This is a genomic window from Brevundimonas sp. Leaf363, assembly GCF_001424025.1.
In the GTDB taxonomy this organism is placed as follows: domain Bacteria; phylum Pseudomonadota; class Alphaproteobacteria; order Caulobacterales; family Caulobacteraceae; genus Brevundimonas.
Window position 1 is genome coordinate 307,953 of sequence record NZ_LMPZ01000001.1, and the last position, 19,144, is coordinate 327,096.

At 69.0% G+C, this 19,144-nt stretch carries 20 protein-coding genes; 11 read left to right on the forward strand and 9 right to left on the reverse strand.

Annotated features, from left to right (window positions below; genetic code table 11):
• Positions 1 to 49: 49 nt before the first annotated feature.
• Together ASG17_RS01560 and ASG17_RS01565 are read left to right on the forward strand one after the other, a co-directional pair.
• Complete coding sequence (locus ASG17_RS01560; RefSeq protein ID WP_056098311.1) at positions 50 to 832, forward strand: NlpC/P60 family protein; 783 nt, start codon at positions 50 to 52, stop codon at positions 830 to 832.
• Between the two features lie 8 nt (positions 833 to 840).
• Positions 841 to 1,332 (forward strand): hypothetical protein, encoded by a 492-nt coding sequence (locus tag ASG17_RS01565; RefSeq protein WP_162238760.1) that lies wholly within the window; start codon positions 841 to 843, stop codon positions 1,330 to 1,332.
• A gap of 60 nt (positions 1,333 to 1,392) precedes the next feature.
• Here the strand turns inward: ASG17_RS01565 and ASG17_RS01570 are convergent, their stop codons facing one another.
• Positions 1,393 to 2,112, reverse strand: a complete 720-nt coding sequence (locus ASG17_RS01570; protein ID WP_056098315.1) for a cytochrome c family protein — start codon at positions 2,110 to 2,112, stop codon at positions 1,393 to 1,395.
• A gap of 149 nt (positions 2,113 to 2,261) precedes the next feature.
• On the opposite strand from ASG17_RS01570, the gene ASG17_RS01575 reads away from it, so the two are divergent.
• Complete coding sequence (locus ASG17_RS01575) at positions 2,262 to 2,984, forward strand: 3-deoxy-manno-octulosonate cytidylyltransferase (protein WP_082496049.1); 723 nt, start codon at positions 2,262 to 2,264, stop codon at positions 2,982 to 2,984.
• A gap of 66 nt (positions 2,985 to 3,050) precedes the next feature.
• On the opposite strand, the gene ASG17_RS01580 is transcribed toward ASG17_RS01575, so the two are convergent.
• Both ASG17_RS01580 and ASG17_RS01585 read right to left on the reverse strand, forming a co-directional pair.
• A complete protein-coding gene (locus tag ASG17_RS01580) occupies positions 3,051 to 4,358 on the reverse strand; it encodes an MFS transporter (RefSeq protein ID WP_082496050.1) in 1,308 nt (435 codons plus the stop codon).
• Positions 4,342 to 4,818: a cupin domain-containing protein gene (locus ASG17_RS01585; RefSeq protein ID WP_056098319.1), complete on the reverse strand. Its 477-nt coding sequence runs from the start codon at positions 4,816 to 4,818 to the stop codon at positions 4,342 to 4,344. The genes ASG17_RS01580 and ASG17_RS01585 overlap by 17 nt, the downstream gene beginning before the upstream one ends.
• 29 nt (positions 4,819 to 4,847) lie before the next feature.
• On the opposite strand from ASG17_RS01585, the gene dapE reads away from it, so the two are divergent.
• From dapE to ASG17_RS01620, 7 genes are all read left to right on the forward strand, one after another.
• Positions 4,848 to 6,020, forward strand: coding sequence for a succinyl-diaminopimelate desuccinylase (gene dapE, locus ASG17_RS01590; RefSeq protein WP_056098320.1), 1,173 nt, complete (start codon positions 4,848 to 4,850; stop codon positions 6,018 to 6,020).
• Complete coding sequence (locus ASG17_RS01595) at positions 6,013 to 6,423, forward strand: DUF1801 domain-containing protein (protein ID WP_056098323.1); 411 nt, start codon at positions 6,013 to 6,015, stop codon at positions 6,421 to 6,423. The genes dapE and ASG17_RS01595 overlap by 8 nt, the downstream gene beginning before the upstream one ends.
• Entirely contained in the window at positions 6,420 to 6,830 is a 411-nt protein-coding gene (locus ASG17_RS01600) for a DUF1801 domain-containing protein (protein WP_200935010.1), read from the forward strand. Before ASG17_RS01595 ends, ASG17_RS01600 begins: the two co-directional genes overlap by 4 nt.
• A 64-nt stretch (positions 6,831 to 6,894) precedes the next feature.
• Positions 6,895 to 8,928, forward strand: a complete 2,034-nt coding sequence (gene cckA / locus ASG17_RS01605; protein WP_056098958.1) for a cell cycle histidine kinase CckA — start codon at positions 6,895 to 6,897, stop codon at positions 8,926 to 8,928.
• Positions 8,929 to 9,031: 103 nt separating this feature from the next.
• Positions 9,032 to 10,864 carry a DUF885 family protein gene (locus ASG17_RS01610; RefSeq protein ID WP_056098327.1) on the forward strand — a complete coding sequence of 611 codons (1,833 nt, stop codon included), beginning with the start codon at positions 9,032 to 9,034 and terminating at the stop codon, positions 10,862 to 10,864.
• A gap of 29 nt (positions 10,865 to 10,893) precedes the next feature.
• Positions 10,894 to 12,681: a DUF885 family protein gene (locus tag ASG17_RS01615; RefSeq protein WP_056098329.1), complete on the forward strand. Its 1,788-nt coding sequence runs from the start codon at positions 10,894 to 10,896 to the stop codon at positions 12,679 to 12,681.
• Positions 12,682 to 12,714: 33 nt separating this feature from the next.
• Positions 12,715 to 14,535 carry a DUF885 family protein gene (locus tag ASG17_RS01620; RefSeq protein WP_056098331.1) on the forward strand — a complete coding sequence of 607 codons (1,821 nt, stop codon included), beginning with the start codon at positions 12,715 to 12,717 and terminating at the stop codon, positions 14,533 to 14,535.
• Positions 14,536 to 14,552: 17 nt separating this feature from the next.
• Here the strand turns inward: ASG17_RS01620 and ASG17_RS01625 are convergent, their stop codons facing one another.
• Genes ASG17_RS01625 through ASG17_RS01635 form a run of 3 tightly spaced genes read right to left on the reverse strand, consistent with a single transcriptional unit; the run spans position 14,553 to position 16,177 of the window.
• Positions 14,553 to 15,521 (reverse strand): TraB/GumN family protein, encoded by a 969-nt coding sequence (locus ASG17_RS01625; RefSeq protein ID WP_056098332.1) that lies wholly within the window; start codon positions 15,519 to 15,521, stop codon positions 14,553 to 14,555.
• Between the two features lie 9 nt (positions 15,522 to 15,530).
• On the reverse strand, positions 15,531 to 15,719 hold the full coding sequence (locus tag ASG17_RS01630; protein ID WP_056098334.1) for a helix-turn-helix transcriptional regulator: 189 nt from the start codon (positions 15,717 to 15,719) through the stop codon (positions 15,531 to 15,533).
• Entirely contained in the window at positions 15,716 to 16,177 is a 462-nt protein-coding gene (locus tag ASG17_RS01635) for a hypothetical protein (RefSeq protein WP_056098336.1), read from the reverse strand. Before ASG17_RS01635 ends, ASG17_RS01630 begins: the two co-directional genes overlap by 4 nt.
• Positions 16,178 to 16,379: 202 nt before the next feature.
• Here ASG17_RS01635 and ASG17_RS01640 point away from each other — a divergent pair, with 202 nt between their 5' ends.
• Positions 16,380 to 17,543 carry a zinc-dependent alcohol dehydrogenase gene (locus ASG17_RS01640; RefSeq protein ID WP_056098338.1) on the forward strand — a complete coding sequence of 388 codons (1,164 nt, stop codon included), beginning with the start codon at positions 16,380 to 16,382 and terminating at the stop codon, positions 17,541 to 17,543.
• A gap of 101 nt (positions 17,544 to 17,644) precedes the next feature.
• Here ASG17_RS01640 and ASG17_RS01645 read toward each other — a convergent pair whose 3' ends face one another.
• From ASG17_RS01645 to ASG17_RS15365, 3 genes are all read right to left on the reverse strand, one after another.
• Positions 17,645 to 18,019 (reverse strand): DUF1622 domain-containing protein, encoded by a 375-nt coding sequence (locus tag ASG17_RS01645; protein ID WP_056098340.1) that lies wholly within the window; start codon positions 18,017 to 18,019, stop codon positions 17,645 to 17,647.
• 116 nt (positions 18,020 to 18,135) lie between these two features.
• Positions 18,136 to 18,528, reverse strand: coding sequence for a hypothetical protein (locus tag ASG17_RS15360; protein WP_156367696.1), 393 nt, complete (start codon positions 18,526 to 18,528; stop codon positions 18,136 to 18,138).
• Entirely contained in the window at positions 18,528 to 19,064 is a 537-nt protein-coding gene (locus ASG17_RS15365; protein ID WP_156367697.1) for a hypothetical protein, read from the reverse strand. Before ASG17_RS15365 ends, ASG17_RS15360 begins: the two co-directional genes overlap by 1 nt.
• Positions 19,065 to 19,144: the final 80 nt, after the last annotated feature.

The following is a 19,144-nucleotide window of genomic DNA, read 5'->3' on the forward strand; positions in this document are numbered from 1 at the left end:
ATTTTCGTTCCTGTGTACGCAGGGTGGCGCCCCAATCGGACGCCTGCGCTTGAACCTTTCCGACTTCATCAACCCCCGCTCCGCCCTGGCGCGGCCCGACCTGGCGGAACAGGTTCTGGACGGGCTGGTTCCGGCCGCCGCCTATCTCGCGACCAAGGCGTGGCATGGCTGTGGCGCGGTCTGTGATGTGTTCGAAGGTCCCGAGGCTGGAGCGGTGCGGATCAGCCAGCTTCTGGCCGGCGAAGTCTTCGATGTGCTGGACCGGTTCGGCGACCGCCTGTGGGGCCGCTGCCGCCGCGACGGCGAGGTCGGCTGGATCGCCGAGCAGGACCTGAGCCCCGGCGCGCCGCTGGCGACCCATCGCGTGGCCTCGGTCGAGGCGGACCTGCCCCTGAACGCCCTAGTGGTTTCGCGGGACGGCGACGACCGCCTGGCCCCCATCGGCGACTTCGAGCGCGACCCGGTCGAGGTGGCCGAGCGCCTGCTGGGCCGCCCCCACGCGCCGGGCGCCCGCTCGTCCGTCTCCACCGATTGCTCCGGCCTGGTGCAGCAAGCGCTGCTGGCCTGCGGTCTCCCCGGTCCGCGCCGCGCCGCCGATCAGGCCGAGCTGGGCCACGCCGTCGATCGCGCCGAGGCGCGGCGCGGCGATCTGGTCGTCTGGCTATCGCCGCAGGACGCCCGGTGGACCGGTCATTCCGGCCTGATGTTGGACCCCGACACCGTCCTGCACGCCACCGGCTTCCACGGCGCCGTGGTCACCGAGCCCTTCGATGTCGTCGAAGCCCGCTGCCTCGCCGACGGCGACCAGCCCGCGATCTTCCGCCGGCTCTGACCCCGCCATTGGCGGCGAGCGCTCCTTCAGGCAGCCTTTTCCTCGATCGACTTCACGACGAGGCATCCATGTCCAAGCGACCGACCGCAGCCCTTTCCCTGGCAGTCATGCTTCTGGCGGCTTGCCAGCGACCGGAGCCCAATCCGTGGTTCGGCCTGTGGTCACTCAGGGCGGAGGACGCCAAGGGCGATCCCGAGACGCTCGTCTATCGAGATGCCGGAAACGCCGCGATGCGGATGGAGTCGGTTGAGGCGCGCAGCATCATCGTGACCCGGTTTGACGGCGCACCGTCGCCCGACACCGGTCCGAAAGGCGCCGGCAACACCCTTGCGGTGAAAGCGACCTCTCCGACCAGCTATCGCTGGACATTCTCGGTCGCCGGCAAGCCCTTCGTCCAAGGTGAGAACACGCTCGCCGCCGACCGCCAGTCCTTCACGGAAGTCAGCTGGCTGGTCGAGAAGCCGGGCGACAAGGTCACCCTCGTCTATGAGCGGCAATAGTCCGCAAAACAAAAAAGGGCGGCCCGCGAAGGCCGCCCTCTGGTGGTCTCTAGCCTGCGATCAGGCGTTCGGCGGGGCCGGGCTGGTCGCGGCGGGCGGGGCCGCCGGCGTCGCCTGGGTCGTGGCGCCGGGCGTGGCCGGGGCGGTCGGAGCCGCTTCCGTGGCCGGGGCGCCCTCGGCGGCCGGGGCCGCAGCGCCGTCGGCCGGAGCCGCCGCCGCACCCGGCTGGCGCGCGGGATCCGGCGCGGGGATGCCGAAACCGCCCGAACCCTGCGAGCGCAGATAGGCGATCAGGTCGATGCGGGTCTGGGTGTCGCGGATGCCGGCGAACGACATCTTGGTGCCCGGGACGTAACGGCCCGGCGCCGTCAGGAAGTGGTCCAGCTCGTCATAGCCCCAGGTCGGGAACTCGGCCTTGTGCTTGGCCATGGCGTCCGAATAGGCGAAGCCGGCGCGGTGCATGACCGGGCCGCCGACCACGCCGTAGAGGTTCGGGCCGATGCCATCGGCGCCGCCCTGGGCGTTGTTGTGGCAGGCCTGGCAGCGCGCGAAGGCGGCCTCGCCCTTGGCGATGTCGGCCACCGGCAGGACCGTGCCCCAGTCGGTCGGCAGAACCGCCGCCTCGCCCGAGGCCTCTTCCTGGACGGCGACGAAATAGCCGGCCTTCTCGGGCGCCTCGCGGTGATACATCATCGCGGCGCCCTGCTGGACGACCAGGATGACGAAGGCGGTGCCCAGGGCGGCGCCGAAAATCTTATTCAACTTCAGATCGCCGCTCATCCGCGTCGTCGCATCCCGTGTTGGTCATCGCGCGCGGCCTGACCGACCGCTCGCCTTGCGTGGGCGTCTCTGACACGCTAGCGCGGCCTTCGCAACGGCTCCGGGTCGCCATTTCGACGCGACCGGGCCCTCAGCTGTCAGGTCCCCGCATGACCCCTTTGATATTGATACCCGCTCGCATGGGCGCGACCCGTCTTCCGGGCAAGCCGCTGGCCGACATCGGCGGAAAGCCCATGATCGTGCGGGCCTATCAGGCGGCCGAGGCGTCCGGCTTGCCGGTTGCGGTGGCGGCGGGCGATCCCGAGATCGTCGAGGCGGTGGAGGCGACGGGCGGCCGCGCCGTCCTGACCGATCCGTCGCTGCCCTCGGGCTCGGACCGCATTCGCGCCGCCATCGACGCCATCGACCCGGAGGGCGACTTCGACGCCGTGGTGAACCTGCAGGGCGACATGCCCTTCGCCGATCCCGGCCTGGCCGTCGCCTGCGCCGCCGTGCTGCACAGCCGCCCCGAATGCGACATCGCCACACTGGTCGCGCCCGAGCTGGACGTGTCGGACCGGTCGAACCCGGACGTGGTCAAGGCGGTGCTGGCCCTGGCCGAAGGCGATCACTCCGCGCGCGCCCTCTATTTCACCCGCTCGACCCTGTACGGCGACGCGCCGATCTGGCGGCACATCGGCGTCTACGGCTACCGCCGCGAGGCGCTGGACCGCTTCTGCGCCGCCCCGCCGTCGCCGCTGGAGATGCGCGAGAAGCTGGAGCAGTTGCGCGCGCTGGAGATGGGCCTGACCATCTGGGCCGCCGTCGTCGCCGAAGCCCCCCTGTCCGTCGACAACCCCGCCGACCTGGAAGCCGCGCGCAAGCTGGCCTGAGCGCCACGCCTACCCACGTCATCCTCGGATCAAGTCCGAGGATGACGACTGAGGGGGAGGGACTTCTCAGCTCAGCTTGTCCGCCTTGCGCAGGTCGGGGAACAGCTTGGCCCAGACCCCCGTGGCGACCAGGGCCCCGATGCCGCCGAAGATCGCCGCGCCTACGGGCCTCAGCAGGTAGGACACCAGGCCGGTGAAGGCGTCGCCCAGCTCGTTGGAGGCGCCGATGAACAGCATGGACACCGACGACACCCGTCCGCGCATGTGATCGGGCGTGGCCAGCTGGATCAGGGTCTGGCGGATATTGACGCTGATCATGTCGGCCGCCCCGGCGATGAACAGGGCCGCGCCCGACAGCCAGACGACGCGCGAGACGCCGAAGATCAGGGTGCAGACCCCGAAAACGGCCACCGCCCCGAACATCCACCGCCCGCCGTGCTTCACGATCGGCCAGCGCGCCAGATACAGCGCCATGCTGAAGGCGCCGACGCCGAAGGAGGCGCGGAACAGTCCGAAGCCCTCCGGCCCGATGTGCAGGATGTCGCGCGCGAATATGGGGATCAGCAGGGCGACGCCCGCCAGCAGCACCACGACCAGATCCAGCGAGATGGCCCCCATGACCACGCCGGTCTTCCAGATGTAGGCCAGCCCCTCCTTCACCGAGGCGATCCGTCCGGCCAGCCCCGCCGCCGTCAGCCGGTTCAGCGGCAGGCCCGAGGTCTTGATCAGCACGAAACAGCCCAGCGCCAGGGTGAACAGCACCACCGACACGCCATAGGCGAAGGCGGTCGATACGGCGATCAACAGGCCGCCGACGGCTGGGCCGGCGATGGCGCCGACCTGGAAGGCCAGCGACTGGGCCACGATGGCGCGCGGCAGGGCGGCGCGGCCGACGATCATGGGCAGGAAGGCCTGGCTGGCGGGGGCCAGGAAGGCGCGCGAGACGCCGAAGATGGCGGCGATGACCAGCAGCCCCCACAGCGGCGGCGCCCCGTGCAGGGCCAGGCCCAGGAAGGCGACGGCGCAGAACAGCTCGCCGCCGATGGAGGCCATGACGGTCAGGCGCCGGTCGCGTCGGTCGGCCATCTCGCCCGCCGGCAGGGTCAGGATCAGCAGCGGCAGGAACTGCACCAGCCCGACGGCGCCGGTGTAAAGCGCCGCCTGCTCGATCGAGGCCCCGCGCAGCCGGGCGATATCCAGCACCTGCCACAGGACGCAGGTCGACTGGATTTGGATCGCCAGGACGGCGGCCAGCCGCCCGACCCACAGCAGGCGGAAATCGTTGATGACCCAGGGATTGGTCCCGTGCGCCGCCAGGGCCGCCTCGGACACGGCGGGGGTGATGGGTTGGGGGGCTTCAGGTCCGTCGGTCATGTTTCGGGTAGGGGCTTCCGTCGCGGTGGAAATAGCGGTCGGCCCCGGCGGGGAAGACCATGTCGATATCGGGATAGTCCGCTGAATCCTGACCCGGTCGGCGCGAGCCGACCTCCAGCAACAGCGCGTCTCGCCCGGAGCGGTTCTCGATCTTGTGGCCGTCGGCGACGCCGGCCTTGAAGCCGGCGCAGTCGCCGGCTCTCAGCACCGTTTCCCCGCCATCCTCGACCAGCACGACCTCACCCTCGACGATCCAGACGAACTCGTCCTCGCCCGAGTGCCAGTGGCGCTGCGACGACCAGGCCCCCGCCGGCAGGCGCAGCAAATTGACGCCGAACTGGTCCAGCCCGGCCGCGTCGCCCAGCCGGGCGCGGCGACGTGGCTTGCACGGCGCGGCGTATTCCTCCGGATAAGCGGTCCCGGCGCTTTGCGGCGCGGATGCAATGTCGATCTTGGGCATTATGGCGAAGCCTCCTAAAGCATAGGCGCATGTCCCGCGCATCACTTCCTATGATCGATCCCGTCGAACTGACCCGCGACCTGATCCGGCGTCCATCCGTCACGCCGTTGGACGAAGGCGCGATGGACGTGTTGCAGGCGCGGCTGGAGGCGATGGGCTTCGCGTGTCGCCGGATGGCGTTCGAGGGGATCGAGAACCTCTACGCCCGGCGTGGGACGGCCCGCCCCAACCTCTGCTTCGCCGGCCATACCGACGTGGTGCCCGTGGGCGCCGAGGCCGACTGGAGCGCCGGGCCGTTCGAGGCCGAAGTGCGCGACGGCGTCCTCTACGGCCGGGGCGCGGCCGACATGAAGGGCGGTATCGCCGCCTGGACCGCCGCCGTCTCGCGCGTGCTGGCCGCCACCGAACCGGCCGGCTCCCTGTCCTTTCTCATCACCGGCGACGAAGAAGGACCGGCCCTGCACGGCACCAAGCGGGTGGTCGAGCAGCTGGCCGCCGAGGGCGAGATCATCGACGCCTGCGTGGTCGGCGAGCCGTCGTCCCAGCGGGTGCTCGGCGACATGATCAAGATCGGCCGGCGCGGGTCGCTGAACACCTGGATCACGGTCAAGGGCCGCCAGGGCCACGTCGCCTATCCTGACCGGGCGGCCAACCCCGTGCCGGTGCTGGCGCGGCTGATGTCAAAGCTGGACGCCCATGTGCTCGATACGGGTTTCACCGCATTCCAGCCGTCGAACCTGGAGATCACCACGCTCGACGTCGGCAATCCGGCGACGAACGTCATTCCGGCGGAGGCGCGCGGGCGGTTGAACATCCGCTTCAATCCGAACCACACCGGCGACGGCCTGATCGCCTGGATCGACGCCGAGGCCGCCGCCGAAGCGCTGGCATCCGGCGTCGAGATCGTGCTGGACCACCAGTGCTCGGGCGAGGCCTTCTTGACCGAGGCGGGCAGTTTCGTCGCCGCCGTGCAGGACGCCTGCGAGGCCGTGCTGGGCGTGCGCCCCGAAGCCAGCACCACCGGCGGCACCTCGGACGCCCGTTTCATCCGCGCGCTCTGCCCCGTGCTGGAACTGGGCCTCGTCGGCCAGACCATGCACCAGGTCGACGAGCGCGTGCCCGTGGCCGAGATCGAGGCCCTGACGGAGGTCTATCAGCGCGTCATCGAGACGGTGATGGGCAGGCTGAAGCCCGATGAATGATGCTCCGAAACGGCTCTCCGGCGGCAACCCGCAGATCCCCAAGGGGGACGGCGATGCGCCGGTTCAGGCGTGGATCGCCGCCTGTCCGGGGTGGAAGCGCGCGGCGGCCGCGCAACTGGACGCCGTGGTCACCGCCGCCGTTCCGGGCGTGCGCAAGGCGGTGAAGTGGAACAGCCCGCTCTACGGCGCCCCGGATCAGGCGGGCTGGTTTCTCGGGCTCCACGTTTTCGAGCGCTACATCAAGGTCAGCTTCTTCAACGGGGCGGAACTGGATTCGCCGCCGCCGGTGGGGTCCAAGGTTGCGCGCGTCGCCTACTGGCATCTGGATGAGTCCAACTGGGACGAGGTCCAATTGCGGGACTGGCTGAAGCAGGCCGCCGCCCTGCCCGGAGAAAAGATGTGAGCGAGCCGACCGCGTCCGAGAAGATCGACGCCATCATCGCCCGCCTGGGCGACTGGCGCGGCCAGACCCTGTCCGGCCTTCGCGCCCTGATCCTGGAAGCCGATCCGGCCATCGAGGAGACCTGCAAGTGGGCCAAGGCGTCCAACGACATGATGGGCACGCCGGTCTGGGAGCGGGCCGGGATCATCACCACGGGCGAGACCTACAAGACCTATGTGAAGCTGACGTTCGCCCACGGCGCGGCCCTGCCGGACCCCAGCGGGCTCTTCAACGCCAGCCTCGGCGGCGGCATGCGGCGGGCCATCGACGTGCGGGAGGGCGAGGCTGTGGATCCGGACGCGTTCAAGGCGCTGATCCGCGCGGCGGTCGCCCGCAACCTGGAGGCCAGGGCCGCCAAGGCGCGGTGAAGCGGGCCTTTTGGGCCGCGCGCCCGGCGCGGCTATGCTCTCGCCACTGATTCGCGAGCTTGGCATGGCCGAACCCCGCCGCTTTGGAAGCCTGTCGACCGTCCTGATGGCGGCGGGCCTCGTCGTGACCGTCGCGGCCCTAGCCTATCCGGCCTTTCGCGCCAATCCGATCACGACGCCCGGCCTGATGCTGATCCTGACGGTGGGCGTGGTGGCGCTGGTCGGCCTGTTCGGGTTTGGCCGGGCCGAGCGGCCGCGGTCGGGATCCGATGCGGCCGTCGACTTGCTGGACGCCATGGCCGAGCCGGCCGCCATCGTCTGGGCCTCCGGTCAGATCCTGGCCTTCAACGCCGCTTGGTCGACCGCCAACGGCGCGGCCCAGGCCCTGCCGAAGGCCAAGGCGGGCGCGGCCCTCTACGCCGCCTTCACCGACGCCCGCCAGGGACGACAGGGCTCGGCCATCGTCCACATCGGCGCGCGTGACGTCGAGGTCACGATCGGCCAGATCGGCGAGGGCCGCTTCCTGGTGCGCCAGGCGCCCGACGCCGCCCTGCCGATCGCCCAGGCGGCGCCCAGCGCGCCTGCCCGCAGTCACGGCGACGCGCGCGCCATGGCGGCCGGCGCGCCCTTCGGCTCGGCTCTGATCGCGGCGGACGACCTGTTCACGGGGAAGGCGAGCGAGCCCAACGCCGCGCTGGAGGTGCTGACCGGCCCCAACGCCGCGCGCGACGCCGCCTTCGGCCATCTGTTCGAGCCGACGGGTGTGTCGGAGGCGCGGGCCAAGCTGGCGGCGGGCTCGCAAGGGCCGATCGAGCTGGTGGCGCGGGCCCATCCGGACCGGATGCTGCACCTCTATGTCGCACCCGAAGGCGAGGCGCGGCGCATCTGGCTGTTCGACGTCTCGGCCCAGAAGTCGATGGAGCTGCAGCTGTCGCAGGCCCAGAAGATGCAGGCCGTGGGCCAGCTGGCCGGGGGCGTGGCCCACGACTTCAACAACCTGCTGACCGCCATCCAGCTGCAGCTGTCGGGCCTGCTGGAACAGCACCCGGTGGGCGACCCGTCCTACGAGGGGCTGAACGAGATTCGCCAGACGGCCATCCGGGCCGCCGATCTGGTGCGCAAGCTGCTGGCCTTCTCGCGCAAGTCGACGGTGCGGCGCGAGCGGCTGGATCTGGGCGAGCTGGTCGGCGAGTTCGCGGTGCTGCTGCGCCGCCTGCTGCGCGAGGACGTGCGGCTGGAGACCGACCATGGGCGCGACCTGCCCATCGTCCTGGCCGACAAGTCGCAGCTTGAAACCGCCGTCATGAACCTGGCCGTCAATGCGCGCGACGCCATGCGCGGCGTGGTGGAGCCCGGCGCCGGTGTGGTCTCGATCCGCACCCGCCGCCTGACCCTGGAACAGGCGCAGGCGCTCGGCTGGGCCGAACCGACGGGCGAGGCCGTGGCCCTGATCGAGGTGGCCGACAGCGGCCCGGGCGTGCCGCCCGAACTGCTGGACAAGATCTTCGAGCCCTTCTTCACCACCAAGGCGGTAAACGAGGGCACCGGCATGGGGCTGGCCACCGTCTACGGCATCGTCCAGCAGGCCGGCGGGCACATCGCCGTGTCCAACGCCGAGGCGGGCGGCGCCGTCTTCCGCATCTTCCTGCCCGCCGCCGCCGAGGCCGAACTGGTCGAGTTCGCGCCCCCCGAGCCCAAGGTCGTCAAGGCGCCGCGCGACCTGTCGGGCGCCGGCCGCATCCTGTTCGTCGAGGACGAGGCCGCCGTGCGCGGCATCGCCGCCCGCCTGCTGCGCCAGCGCGGATATGAGGTGATCGAGGCGGCGGACGGCGAGGAGGCTCTGATCCTCGCCGAGGAATGGGCGGGCCAGATCGACATGCTGATCAGTGACGTCATCATGCCGGGTCTGGACGGCCCGTCCTTGCTGAAGAAGGCGCGGCAATACCTGGGCGATGCGCCGGTCATGTTCATCTCCGGCTATGCCGAGAGCGACTTCTCGGACCTGCTGCAGGACGAAGTCGGCGTGTCCTTCCTGCCCAAGCCGCTGGACATCAAGACGCTGGCGGAACGGGTGAAGCAGGAGCTGCACGCGGCCTGACGGGCGACCTGAATGGCGGCCTGAACGGCGGCCTGTCGCGTCGGTTACTTGCGGTCGGGCTGTGAGCGGGCCTAGCTTCGCCCGCAAATCGCCGGAGCCCGCCATGATCGACCGCCGCCGCCTGCTCGTCACCGCCGCCGCTGGAGCGGGCCTCGCCGCTGCGGGCTGCGCCACCACCGCCCCCGCCGGCCCGGGCGCCGCCTCGGCCAAGGCCGCGTTGCAGGCCTATATGGACAAGGCGTTCGAGGAGACGCTGGACCGGTCGCCCGAGACGGTCACCAGCCTGGGCCTCGACAAGGGCGCCCGCGCCGCCGCCAAATCGCAGCTCAGCATCCCCACCCTGTCCGAGGAGGTCGAGTTCCGCGCCTTCACCCGTCGCCAGCGCAGCGAGCTGGGCGCGCTGGACCGCGCCGCGATGGATGCTCAGGACGGCATCTATTACGACACCATCGCCGCCAATCTGGACGCGGTGATCGCCACCTTCGACATTCCCTACGGCCAGGGCGGGTGGCCTCAGGTCTATCGCGTCAGCCAGGGCGGCGGCGCCTATCACGGGACGGCGGATTTCCTCGACAACCAGCACACGGTCGAGACCGCCGCCGACGCGGACGCCTATGTCGCGCGGGTCGAGGCCTATGCCGAGGTTCTGAACGCCGAAACCAGCCGGATGCTGGACGATTTCGCCATCGGCGTCGTGCCGCCCGACTTCATCCTGAAGACGACCATCGCCCAGCAGGACGCCATGCTGGCGACCCCGGCGATGGACCAGACCCTGGTCCGGTCGATCATCCGCCGCACCGAGGACTTCGAGGTCGGCGGAGACTGGGGCGCCCAGGTCGCGCAACTGGTCGAGACCAAGGTGAACCCGGCGCTCGCCCGCCAGAACGCAGCGCTGAAGCAGGCCCTGCGCACCGCCGGCCACAACCCCTCGGTCGCCCGCCTTCCGCAGGGCGAGCAATATTACGCCAACGCCCTGCACTACATCACCACGACCCGGCTGACGGCGGACGAGATCCACCGGATCGGCCTGGAGCAGGTCGCCGACCTGACCAGCCGGACGGACGCGCTGCTGCGCGCGCAGGGCATGACCCAAGGCTCGGTCGCGGAGCGGGTCAAGGCTCTCAGCGCCATTCCCGGCCAGGTCTATCCGAACACCGACGCAGCCAAGGTCGAGCTGATCGCCCATCTGAACGAACAGATGCTCGACATGCAGGGCCGCCTGCCGCGCGCATTCGGCCGCCTGCCCAAGGCCACGGTCGAGATCAAGCGCGTGCCGCCCGAGGTGCAGGAGGGCGCGCCCCAAGGCTATTACAGCTCGCCCAGCCTGGATGGCTCGCGCCCCGGCATCTACTGGATCAACCTGACGGATACGGCCAACTGGCCCGTCTACGGCCTGCCGACCCTGACCTATCATGAGGCCACGCCGGGCCATCACCTGCAGATCAGCCTGCAGCAGGAAAGCGGCGACGCGCCCAAGCTGATGAACCTGCTGTTCTTCTCCAGCTACGCCGAGGGCTGGGGTCTGTACGCCGAACAGCTGGCGGACGAGCTGGGCGCCTATGACCAGAACCCGCTGGGCCGGGTCGGCTTCCTGCAGTCCATGCTGTTCCGGGCCGTGCGGCTGGTGGTCGACACCGGCATCCACTCCAAGGGCTGGAGCCGCGAGCAGGCAATCGCCTACATGATCGAACAGACGGGCCGGGCCGAGGGCGCGGCCACCAGCGAGATCGACCGCTACTGTAGCTGGCCGGGCCAGGCCTGCGCCTACAAGGTGGGTCACAACGAATGGGTCCGCCTGCGCGAAAAGGCCAAGGCGACGCTGGGCGCCCGGTTCGATATCAAGGGCTTCCACGACACGGCCCTGGCCGGCGGCGGCATGCCGCTGACCGTGCTGGAACGGGTCGTGGACAACTGGATCGCGACCCGCCGCGCCTGAAGGTCGGGCGCCGTAGCCTGGAGTAGCTCATGATCGACCGCCGCCGCCTGATGCTGTCCGTCGCGGGTGCGGGCGTCGTCGCCGCCCTGCCTGCTCATGCCCAGAGCAACGCAACGGACGCGCGGCTGGACGCCCTGCTGGACCGCTGGTTCGACGAGGATATCGAGCGGTCGCCGACGCGGGCGACCAATCTGGGGCTGGACCGGGGCGACAAGGCCTATCTGTCGTCGCGCCTGGACGACTACAGCCTGGAAGGCGAGATGGCGGACCGCGCCCGCGCCCTGACGCGCGCCGCGACGATGCGGGACATCTCGGCCGAGGGACTGAGCGAGGCGGGCCGGCTGAGCCGCGATATCGCCGCCTTCCGCGCCGAGACTGACGAAATGGGCGCCGGCCTGCCCCAGGGCGGCGGCCGCAGTCCTTACGTCGTGACCCAGCTGTCGGGCGCCTATTTCAGCGTGCCGGATTTCATGGACAACCAGCACCGGGTCGAGGATGCCGCCGGCGCCGACGCCTTCCTGGCCCGCCTGTCGCAGTTCGGCCCCGCTCTGGACGACGAGACCGAGCGGGTGAAGGTCTCGGCCGCTCGCGGGATCGTTCCGCCCGACTTCATTCTGGACCTGACCATCGGCCAGCTGGAGACGCTGGCGGCCACGCCGTCGGGCGACATGGCGATGATCGGCTCGCTGGAGCGCAAGTCCGCGGCCGCGGGGCTGTCGGGATATGGCGCGCGCGGGGCCGTGCTGGTTGACGCCGAGGTCAAGCCGGCTCTGGGTCGCCAGATCGAGGCGCTGAAGGCGTTGCGGGGCGGGGCGGTTCACGACGCCGGCGTCTGGCGTCTGCCGCAGGGCGAGGCGATCTACGCCCTGGGCCTGCGCGCCAACACCACCACCACCCTGTCGGCCGACGAAATCCATCGGCTGGGGCTGGAGCAGGTAGCCCAGATCACCGCCGAGATCGACGCCATCCTGAAGGCCCAAGGCATGACCCAGGGCACGGTCGGCCAGCGGGTTCAGGCGCTGAACGACGACCCGGCCCAGCTGTGGCCTGACGACGACGCGGGCAAGGCGGCGCTGATCGAATCGCTGAACCGTCAGGTGGCGGCGCTCGATCCGCTGCTGCCGCGCTTGTTCGGCCGCCTACCGCGGTCGCGCGTCGAGGTGCGCCGCGTGCCGCCGTCGATCCAGGACGGGGCGCCGGGCGGCTATTACCAGGGGCCGCCGCTGGATGGCTCGCGGCCGGGCGCCTACTACATCAACCTGCGCTCGACGCGGAACTGGCCCAAGTTCGCCCTGCCGACCCTGACCTATCACGAGGCCTCGCCGGGGCATCACCTGCAGGTGGCCCTGCAGCGCGAGTCCGGCGGCCTGCCCGCCTGGCGCCGCGCGACCGGCTTCTCGGCCTTCAACGAGGGGTGGGCGCTCTATGCCGAGAGCGTCGCGGCCGACGACCTGGACGTCTATGCGGGCGACCCGCTGGGCCGGGTCGGCTTCCTGATGTCCTATCTGTTCCGGGCGGTGCGCCTGGTCGTGGATACCGGCCTGCATCACCATCGCTGGAGCCGCGAACAGGCCGTCGACTACATGGCCTCGTCCGGCGCCAAGCCCGGCGACGCGGCTGGCAGCGAGATCAACCGCTACTGCGTCTGGCCCGGCCAGGCCTGCGCCTACAAGGTCGGCCACACGGTCATCGCCCGGCTGCGGCAGGAGGCCGAGAGCCAGCCCGGCTTCGACCTGCGCGCCTTCCACGACCGCGTGCTGGAAGGCGGCTCGACGCCCCTGGCCGTGCTGGAGGCGCGGATGCGCCGGCCGGCGTGACCCCCCTTTCCTTTCGCCTGACGGAGCCCTCCGATGATCGACCGCCGCCGCCTGATGTTCACCGCCGCCGCCGGCGCCGCCCTGGCGGCCTCGGGGCAGGCCCTCGCCCAGACCCCCGACAACGCCGCGTCGCAGCAGTTGCACGCCCTGCTGCAGACGGTGGTCGAGGAGATGGTGCTGAAGTCGCCCGAGACACTGACCGGCCTGGGCCTCGACAAGGGGCCGAACGCGCCGATGAAGCGCCTGCTGGAGGATCGCTCCCAGGCCAAGATCGACGGCGACAAGGCTGAGTTCCGCGCCGCCATCGCCTCAATGGACGGCATCGACCGCGATGCTCTGGGCGCCCAGGACGCGGTCTATTTCGACACGCTGAAGTTCTTCGGCGACACGGTGATCCAGGGCTATCAGTTCCCCTACGGCGGCGGCTTCTTCCCCTCGCCCTACACGGTCAGCCAGCTATCCGGTTCGTACCAGGGCATCCCCGATTTCCTGGACAGCCAGCACACCATCGAGACGACCGAGGACGCCGAGGCCTATCTGTCGCGCCTGTCGGCCTTCGGCACGGCGCTGGATCAGGAGACGGCGCGGATGGAGGCGGAGTTCGCCGCCGGGGCCGTGCCGCCCGACTTCGTCATAGCCAAGACGCTGACTCAGATGGGCGCCATGCTGGACGCCCGCCCGGCCGACCTGACCCTGGTCAAGTCGGTGGCGCGCCGCGCGGCCGAGAAGGGGCTGGCCGGCGACTGGGCCGGCCGCGCGCAGACCATCGTCGAACAGACCGTCATGCCTGCCCTGGCCCGTCAGGCCGACGCCCTGCGCGCCCAGCAGCCGACCGCGACGCATGAGGCCGGCGTCTGGCGGCTGCCGGACGGCGAGGCCTATTACGACTTCGGCCTGAAGTATTTCACGACCACCAACATGACCGGTCAGGAGGTCCATGAGCTGGGCCTCGAGCAGCTGGCCGAACTGTCCGCTCGCGCCGACGAACTGCTGAAGGCCGAGGGCATGACGCAGGGCACGGTGGGCGAGCGGATCGCCGCCATGGGCAAGGATCCGCGCTTCATCTACCCCAACACCGATGCGGCCAAGGAGGCGCTGCTGGCCGACCTGAATGTCCAGATCCGCGCCATGCAGGCCCGCCTGCCCGACTATTTCGGCCGCCTGCCGCAGGCCCCGGTCGAGGTGAAGCGGGTGCCCAAGGAAATCGAGGCGGGCGCGCCCGGCGGCTATTACAACGGCGCGGCGCTGGATGGCTCGCGGCCGGGCGCCTACTACATCAACCTTCGTGATACGGCCGAGTGGCCCAAGTGGACGCTGCCGACCCTGACGTACCACGAGGCGATTCCGGGCCACCATCTGCAGATCAGCCTGCAGCAGGAAAAGGCCGACACGCCCATGCTGATGAAGGTGCTGGGCTTCTCGGCCTTCTCGGAAGGCTGGGCGCTGTATTCGGAACAACTGGCCGACGAAATGGGCGTCTATGAGAACGACGCCTGGGGCCGCATCGGCTATCTGCAGTCGATGATGTTCCGCGCCTCGCGCCTGGTGGTGGACTCCGGTCTGCACTTCAAGCGCTGGAGCCGCGAGCAGGCGATTCAGTCGATGATGGCGGCGACCGGCGATCAGGAGAGCTCCGTCGCCACCGAGATCGAGCGCTACTGCGTCTGGCCGGGTCAGGCCTGCAGCTACAAGGTCGGCCACACCGCCTGGGTGCGTCTGCGCGAACAGGCCAAGGCCGAGCTGGGCGACCGGTTCAGCATCAAGGGCTTCCACGACGCGGGCCTGAACGCCGGCGGCGTGCCGATGACGGTGCTGGAACGCGTCATCGGCGACTGGAAAAAGACGGTCGTCTGATCCCGAGGGTCGGGCGGCTACTCTAGCCGCTCGACCGTCACGCCCTTGGCCTGAAGCATGGTCTGGACGCTGTCGTCGCCGGCCAGGTGGGCGGCGCCGACGGCGATGAAGGCGGTCCCCGACCCGGCCAGGAGGCCCTGGATCTGCTGCACCCAATCGGCGTTCCGATCGACCAGCAGGGCGCGGTAGATGACCGGGCTCTCGGCCTTCATGTCCTCGACCACCAGCCGATCCAGCGCCGCCACGTCGCCGGCCGACCAGGCCGAGACCATGCCGTCGATCATGGTGACCGCGTCGTCGTAGTCCTCCAGCGTCGAGCGCAGGAACACCAGCTGCTCGTCCTCGGGCAGGCCGGCCAGCACCTGGATCTGGTCGGCCAGGCTCTCGAAGCCGTGGATCGACTTGCCCGCCGCCTCGGCCTTCGCCTTCAGCGTCAGCTCGACGCCCGAGGCGGGGTCGTAACCGGCCTTGGCCAGGGGCGCGACCGACAGGGTCAGGCCCGCCAGCCAGGGGCGGAAGATGTTCAGCTGCTCGCCCGACGCGCCGATGGATTTGGCGGCGACGTCCAGGCGGGCGAACTCCTCGGCGGTCAGCAGGCTGGACAGGGGCCGGGTCATCGACAGGCCGTGCTGGACGATCAGGGGCTGCAAGGCCGACTGGTCGTCGGGGTTCTCGATCTCCATCCAGACATCCGTGGCGCTATCGAAGGCGGCCTGGACGCGCGGGGTCTGCCATTCGGTCCCGGGACGCAGCACGTGGATGGTGCCGAACAGATAAAGGGTCGAATCCGCGTCGCGGACGACCCACAGGGCCGGGTCGGCGGGCGTGGTCGCCGGGGCCGGTGCGGCGACCGGCGCCGGTACGCCGGTCGGGGCTGCGGTCTGGGCCATCGCCGGCGCGCCTTGCAGCACGGCGTAGGCCATGGCCGAGCCGGCCAGGACGCCGAGGGTCATGTGGGCGGCGCGGGTCATCAGGGTGCGGATCATGGGTCGTCCTTATTCAGAAAAGATGGCTTCGATGGGTTGGGAAAAGACGCGGGCGATCCTGAACGCCAGCGGCAACGAAGGGTCGTAGCGGCCGGTCTCCAGCGCATTGACGGTCTGGCGCGACACGCCCAGCTGTTCGGCCAGATCGGCCTGGCTCCAGTTCCGCTCGGCGCGCAGCACCTTCAGGCGATTGTTCATCGACGCGCCAGCCACCACCAGGCCCAGACGACCGTGTAGCCGGCGATCATGATCAGCAGCGAGCCGAAGCAGCCGGCGGCCATCCAGGCGACGGGGTCGTCGCGGCCGAACCACACCAGCGGCAGGGTCCAGTCGGCGCTCTGCGGCAAGGTGGCCAGGATGACGCCGACGCCCCCCACCATCATGCCGCCCGACCCGCCCCAGAACCAGGCCGCCTTGTGCGCCTCGCGCGCGGCCTCGTCGATGCTGCGCATCCAGGCGACGCTGGCCGCCATGCCGGCCGCCATGGCGACGACGCCGGCGACCAGGGCGAACCAGAACATCATCGCGTCGGTGTTCAGGCCGGGGTCTTGAGCCGACAAGTATCCGGCCGCGACGCCCAGCACGAAGCACAGGACGAAGAAGGCGAGCACGCCCAGCAAGGTGCGCTTCAGCAGCGTTTTCAGGTTGCGAGCCATGTGGAAAGCGTCCTCGTCGAAATGACAAGCACGTTTTACAAACCGGCCGCGACCCGTGTCAAGCGTCCTTGTCGTCGATATGCGGCGTCGGAAGAGCGGGCGCCCGCCGACGATATGGCGGCCCGGTTCGCGCAATGTCGGCCGGCGGACGGAACGGGCGCGTTCGGCGCGGCTTCCTCCTGCAACCTGAGGAGACACCCCCATGAAAGCGCTGACTTGGCACGGCAAGGGCGACATGCGTTGCGAAGAGGTCCCGGATCCCGAAATCCAGGACGGCCGCGACGCCATCATCAAGGTGACCAGCTGCGCGATCTGCGGCTCTGACCTGCACCTGTACGGCGGCTTCGTGCCCGGCATGAAGCATGGCGACGTCATGGGTCACGAGACGATGGGCGAGGTGGTCGCCGTCGGCAAGGACAACAGCAAGCTGAAGGTCGGCGATCGCGTCGTGGTGCCCTTCACCATCAGCTGCGGTGAGTGCGACTATTGCCGGCGCGGGCTTTACTCCGTGTGCGAGCGGTCCAATCCAAACGGCGCCGAGCAGGCCAAGATGATCGGCTATCCGACCGCCGGCCTGTTTGGCTACACCCACATGTACGGCGGCTTCGCCGGCGGTCAGGCCGAATATCTGCGTGTTCCGTATGCGGACGTCGGGCCGATTAAGGTGCCGGAGGGCCTGACCGACGATCAGGTGCTGTTCCTGTCCGACATCTTCCCGACCGGCTGGACGGCGGCCGAGAACGCGAACATCCAGCCGGGCCAGACGGTGCTGGTGTTTGGCTGCGGCCCCGTCGGCCAGTTCGCCATCCGCAGCGCCTTCATGATGGGCGCCGAGCGGGTCATCGCCATCGACCAGGTGCCCGAGCGGCTGCAGATGGCGCGCGACGCGGGCGCCGAGACCATCGACTTCTCCGAAGTCGAGGGCGAGCTGCAGGACCGGATCAAGCAGATGACCAACGGCGTCGGCCCCGACGCTGTGATCGAGGCGGTCGGCCTGGAAAGCCACGGCTCGGGCAGCGTGATCGAGAAGGTGCAGGAGACCGTGGCCGGCAAGATGGAGCGGCCCTACGCCCTGAACGAAGCCATCGTCGCCTGCCGCCCGGGCGGGACCATCAGCCTGCCCGGCGTCTTCGTCGGCGGCGTGCCGGTGATGATGGGCGCCTTCGTCGGCAAGGGCCTGACCCTGAAGACCGGCCAGACCCATGTGCAGCGGTATCTGGAGCCGCTGATGAAGAAGATCGCGGAGGGCGAGATCGACCCCAGCTTCCTGATCACCCACAAGATCAAGCTGGAAGACGGCCCGGACGCCTACAAGATGTTCCAGGAGAAGAAGGACGGCTGCATCAAGGTGGTCATCAACCCCTAGCCGGGGACGCCCGGCGGCGAGACGACCAGAGGCCCCGGCGGCGACGTCGGGGCCTTTGTTCGTTGGGGTGGGCCTCGACGGCGGCGGAGTGTTCGGCCGCCTCAGCGCTCGGCCTCGCGCCCCTCGGCGTCGGCGCGGCGCCAGGGCCAGCGGCCGTCGATCTCGGTCTCCAGCGAGACGCTGACGAAGGTGCGGATTGCCACGATGGCGGCCAGCAGGCCGACGCTCTCCCAAGTCAGGGGCGCGGTGATGGTGGTGATGATGTCGGCGCCGACCAGCAACTCCAGCCCCAGCAGGATGCCGCGCCCCAGATTGGCGCGGTAACGTCCGAACGCGTCGCGCAGGGCGTCGCGGCGGATCAGCTGGCGCAGATAGACGGCGGTGGCCAGGACGACGCCGCCGACGATGGCCGTGACGCCCGCCAGCTCCAGCCCATGCGCGGCCGCCGCGATCCAGGGGAAGTGGGCCAGGTCCATGGGGGAGGAATGGGTGGGGCGGGGGATGGTTTCGAAAGGTGGAGTCGCCCTAACAGCGTTGCGATAGGGTGCTAAAAAGATGCCCACATGCGGCACCAAGTCATTGGGCTCAGGACTTAGGAATCTTTGGTTCGCGAAAGCTCTGCCAGAATGTCACTTAGAGCCTGGTCGGCACCGCTAAGCCGTCTAGCGATTTTCTCATAAATGTACTTCATAGATTGGTAGTAGGTTGTAAAGGGCCCGAAGGGCGGAACGCCGTAGTCAGATAATGTGACGTCTCGAAACGAGTCTATGAGCTGATAATCGTTAGACCGCAAAATCCGAATCTCATAGTCCGGCGCAGAGCCGGTTGGTTTATCGATCTTAGATATAGCCAAAATCTTTCCGGCTAGAGGTGCCTCAAATCCCCCCATGATGCTTTCAGACCATTTAATCTGATCGGTGTCTGACTTTTCAAATAGAAGCTCAACTAAAGCCGCGTATTTATCCAGAGAGTCGGCTTCGCTCATCATTGGGTCCTATCAATAGTTGCCGAGACGGCAGTGACCGCGACTTCATAATCTGCGTGGGCGTGAAGAATTTTCATGCGGTCAAGTGTCCCTTCGCCCTTCGCGAGTGCGGCGGCGATTCTTCTCGCGGACTTCTCGATTTGCTCGACGACCCGCGATAACTCTGCTCGAGCGTCGGCGCTTACCGCTGACGGAAGCGCCGCAATCTTTGTCAAAGATATCCGAGCCTCAGCATAGTGCTCAACAACGGATGGCCAGTCTTGGCGCTTAATTCCGTCTCTAGTGGACGACAGCGCAGCTAATGCGCGCGATAATTCGGAAGCAAGTTCATACCCTGCAACGCGCAGCCGTGCCTGATTGGCAGCATCAGCTGCAGCAGTCGCCGCTTTTTTGGTCAGGCCAAGCTGAACAAGCGTCACGGTGAAGCCGATCACTGACAGGAAAAACCCGGCAGCACCCGTCCAAAAACTCCATCCAGATGTAAGCGAAGCGTTTGACGCCTCAAACGCCCAGCCGAAGATGATGCGCCCCCTCACTCACCCAAGACGTGATTGGGACTTTGGGATATCCACCTGTCAATAGTGCGCATGCTCTACCATCTTTGGTGGGTTGGAAA

What these genes read in the sequence shown, in the direction of transcription:
- ASG17_RS01570 (WP_056098315.1), bottom strand. Translation starts at nt 2,112, where the DNA reads ATGAGCGGCGATCTGAAGTTGAATAAGATTTTCGGCGCCGCCCTGGGC.
- ASG17_RS01575 (WP_082496049.1), top strand. Translation starts at nt 2,262, where the DNA reads ATGACCCCTTTGATATTGATACCCGCTCGCATGGGCGCGACCCGTCTT.
- ASG17_RS01580 (WP_082496050.1), bottom strand. Translation starts at nt 4,358, where the DNA reads ATGACCGACGGACCTGAAGCCCCCCAACCCATCACCCCCGCCGTGTCC.
- ASG17_RS01585 (WP_056098319.1), bottom strand. Translation starts at nt 4,818, where the DNA reads ATGCCCAAGATCGACATTGCATCCGCGCCGCAAAGCGCCGGGACCGCT.
- dapE (WP_056098320.1), top strand. Translation starts at nt 4,848, where the DNA reads ATGTCCCGCGCATCACTTCCTATGATCGATCCCGTCGAACTGACCCGC.
- ASG17_RS01595 (WP_056098323.1), top strand. Translation starts at nt 6,013, where the DNA reads ATGAATGATGCTCCGAAACGGCTCTCCGGCGGCAACCCGCAGATCCCC.
- cckA (WP_056098958.1), top strand. Translation starts at nt 6,895, where the DNA reads ATGGCCGAACCCCGCCGCTTTGGAAGCCTGTCGACCGTCCTGATGGCG.
- ASG17_RS01610 (WP_056098327.1), top strand. Translation starts at nt 9,032, where the DNA reads ATGATCGACCGCCGCCGCCTGCTCGTCACCGCCGCCGCTGGAGCGGGC.
- ASG17_RS01615 (WP_056098329.1), top strand. Translation starts at nt 10,894, where the DNA reads ATGATCGACCGCCGCCGCCTGATGCTGTCCGTCGCGGGTGCGGGCGTC.
- ASG17_RS01620 (WP_056098331.1), top strand. Translation starts at nt 12,715, where the DNA reads ATGATCGACCGCCGCCGCCTGATGTTCACCGCCGCCGCCGGCGCCGCC.
- ASG17_RS01625 (WP_056098332.1), bottom strand. Translation starts at nt 15,521, where the DNA reads ATGATCCGCACCCTGATGACCCGCGCCGCCCACATGACCCTCGGCGTC.
- ASG17_RS01630 (WP_056098334.1), bottom strand. Translation starts at nt 15,719, where the DNA reads ATGAACAATCGCCTGAAGGTGCTGCGCGCCGAGCGGAACTGGAGCCAG.
- ASG17_RS01635 (WP_056098336.1), bottom strand. Translation starts at nt 16,177, where the DNA reads ATGGCTCGCAACCTGAAAACGCTGCTGAAGCGCACCTTGCTGGGCGTG.
- ASG17_RS01640 (WP_056098338.1), top strand. Translation starts at nt 16,380, where the DNA reads ATGAAAGCGCTGACTTGGCACGGCAAGGGCGACATGCGTTGCGAAGAG.
- ASG17_RS01645 (WP_056098340.1), bottom strand. Translation starts at nt 18,019, where the DNA reads ATGGACCTGGCCCACTTCCCCTGGATCGCGGCGGCCGCGCATGGGCTG.
- ASG17_RS15360 (WP_156367696.1), bottom strand. Translation starts at nt 18,528, where the DNA reads ATGAGCGAAGCCGACTCTCTGGATAAATACGCGGCTTTAGTTGAGCTT.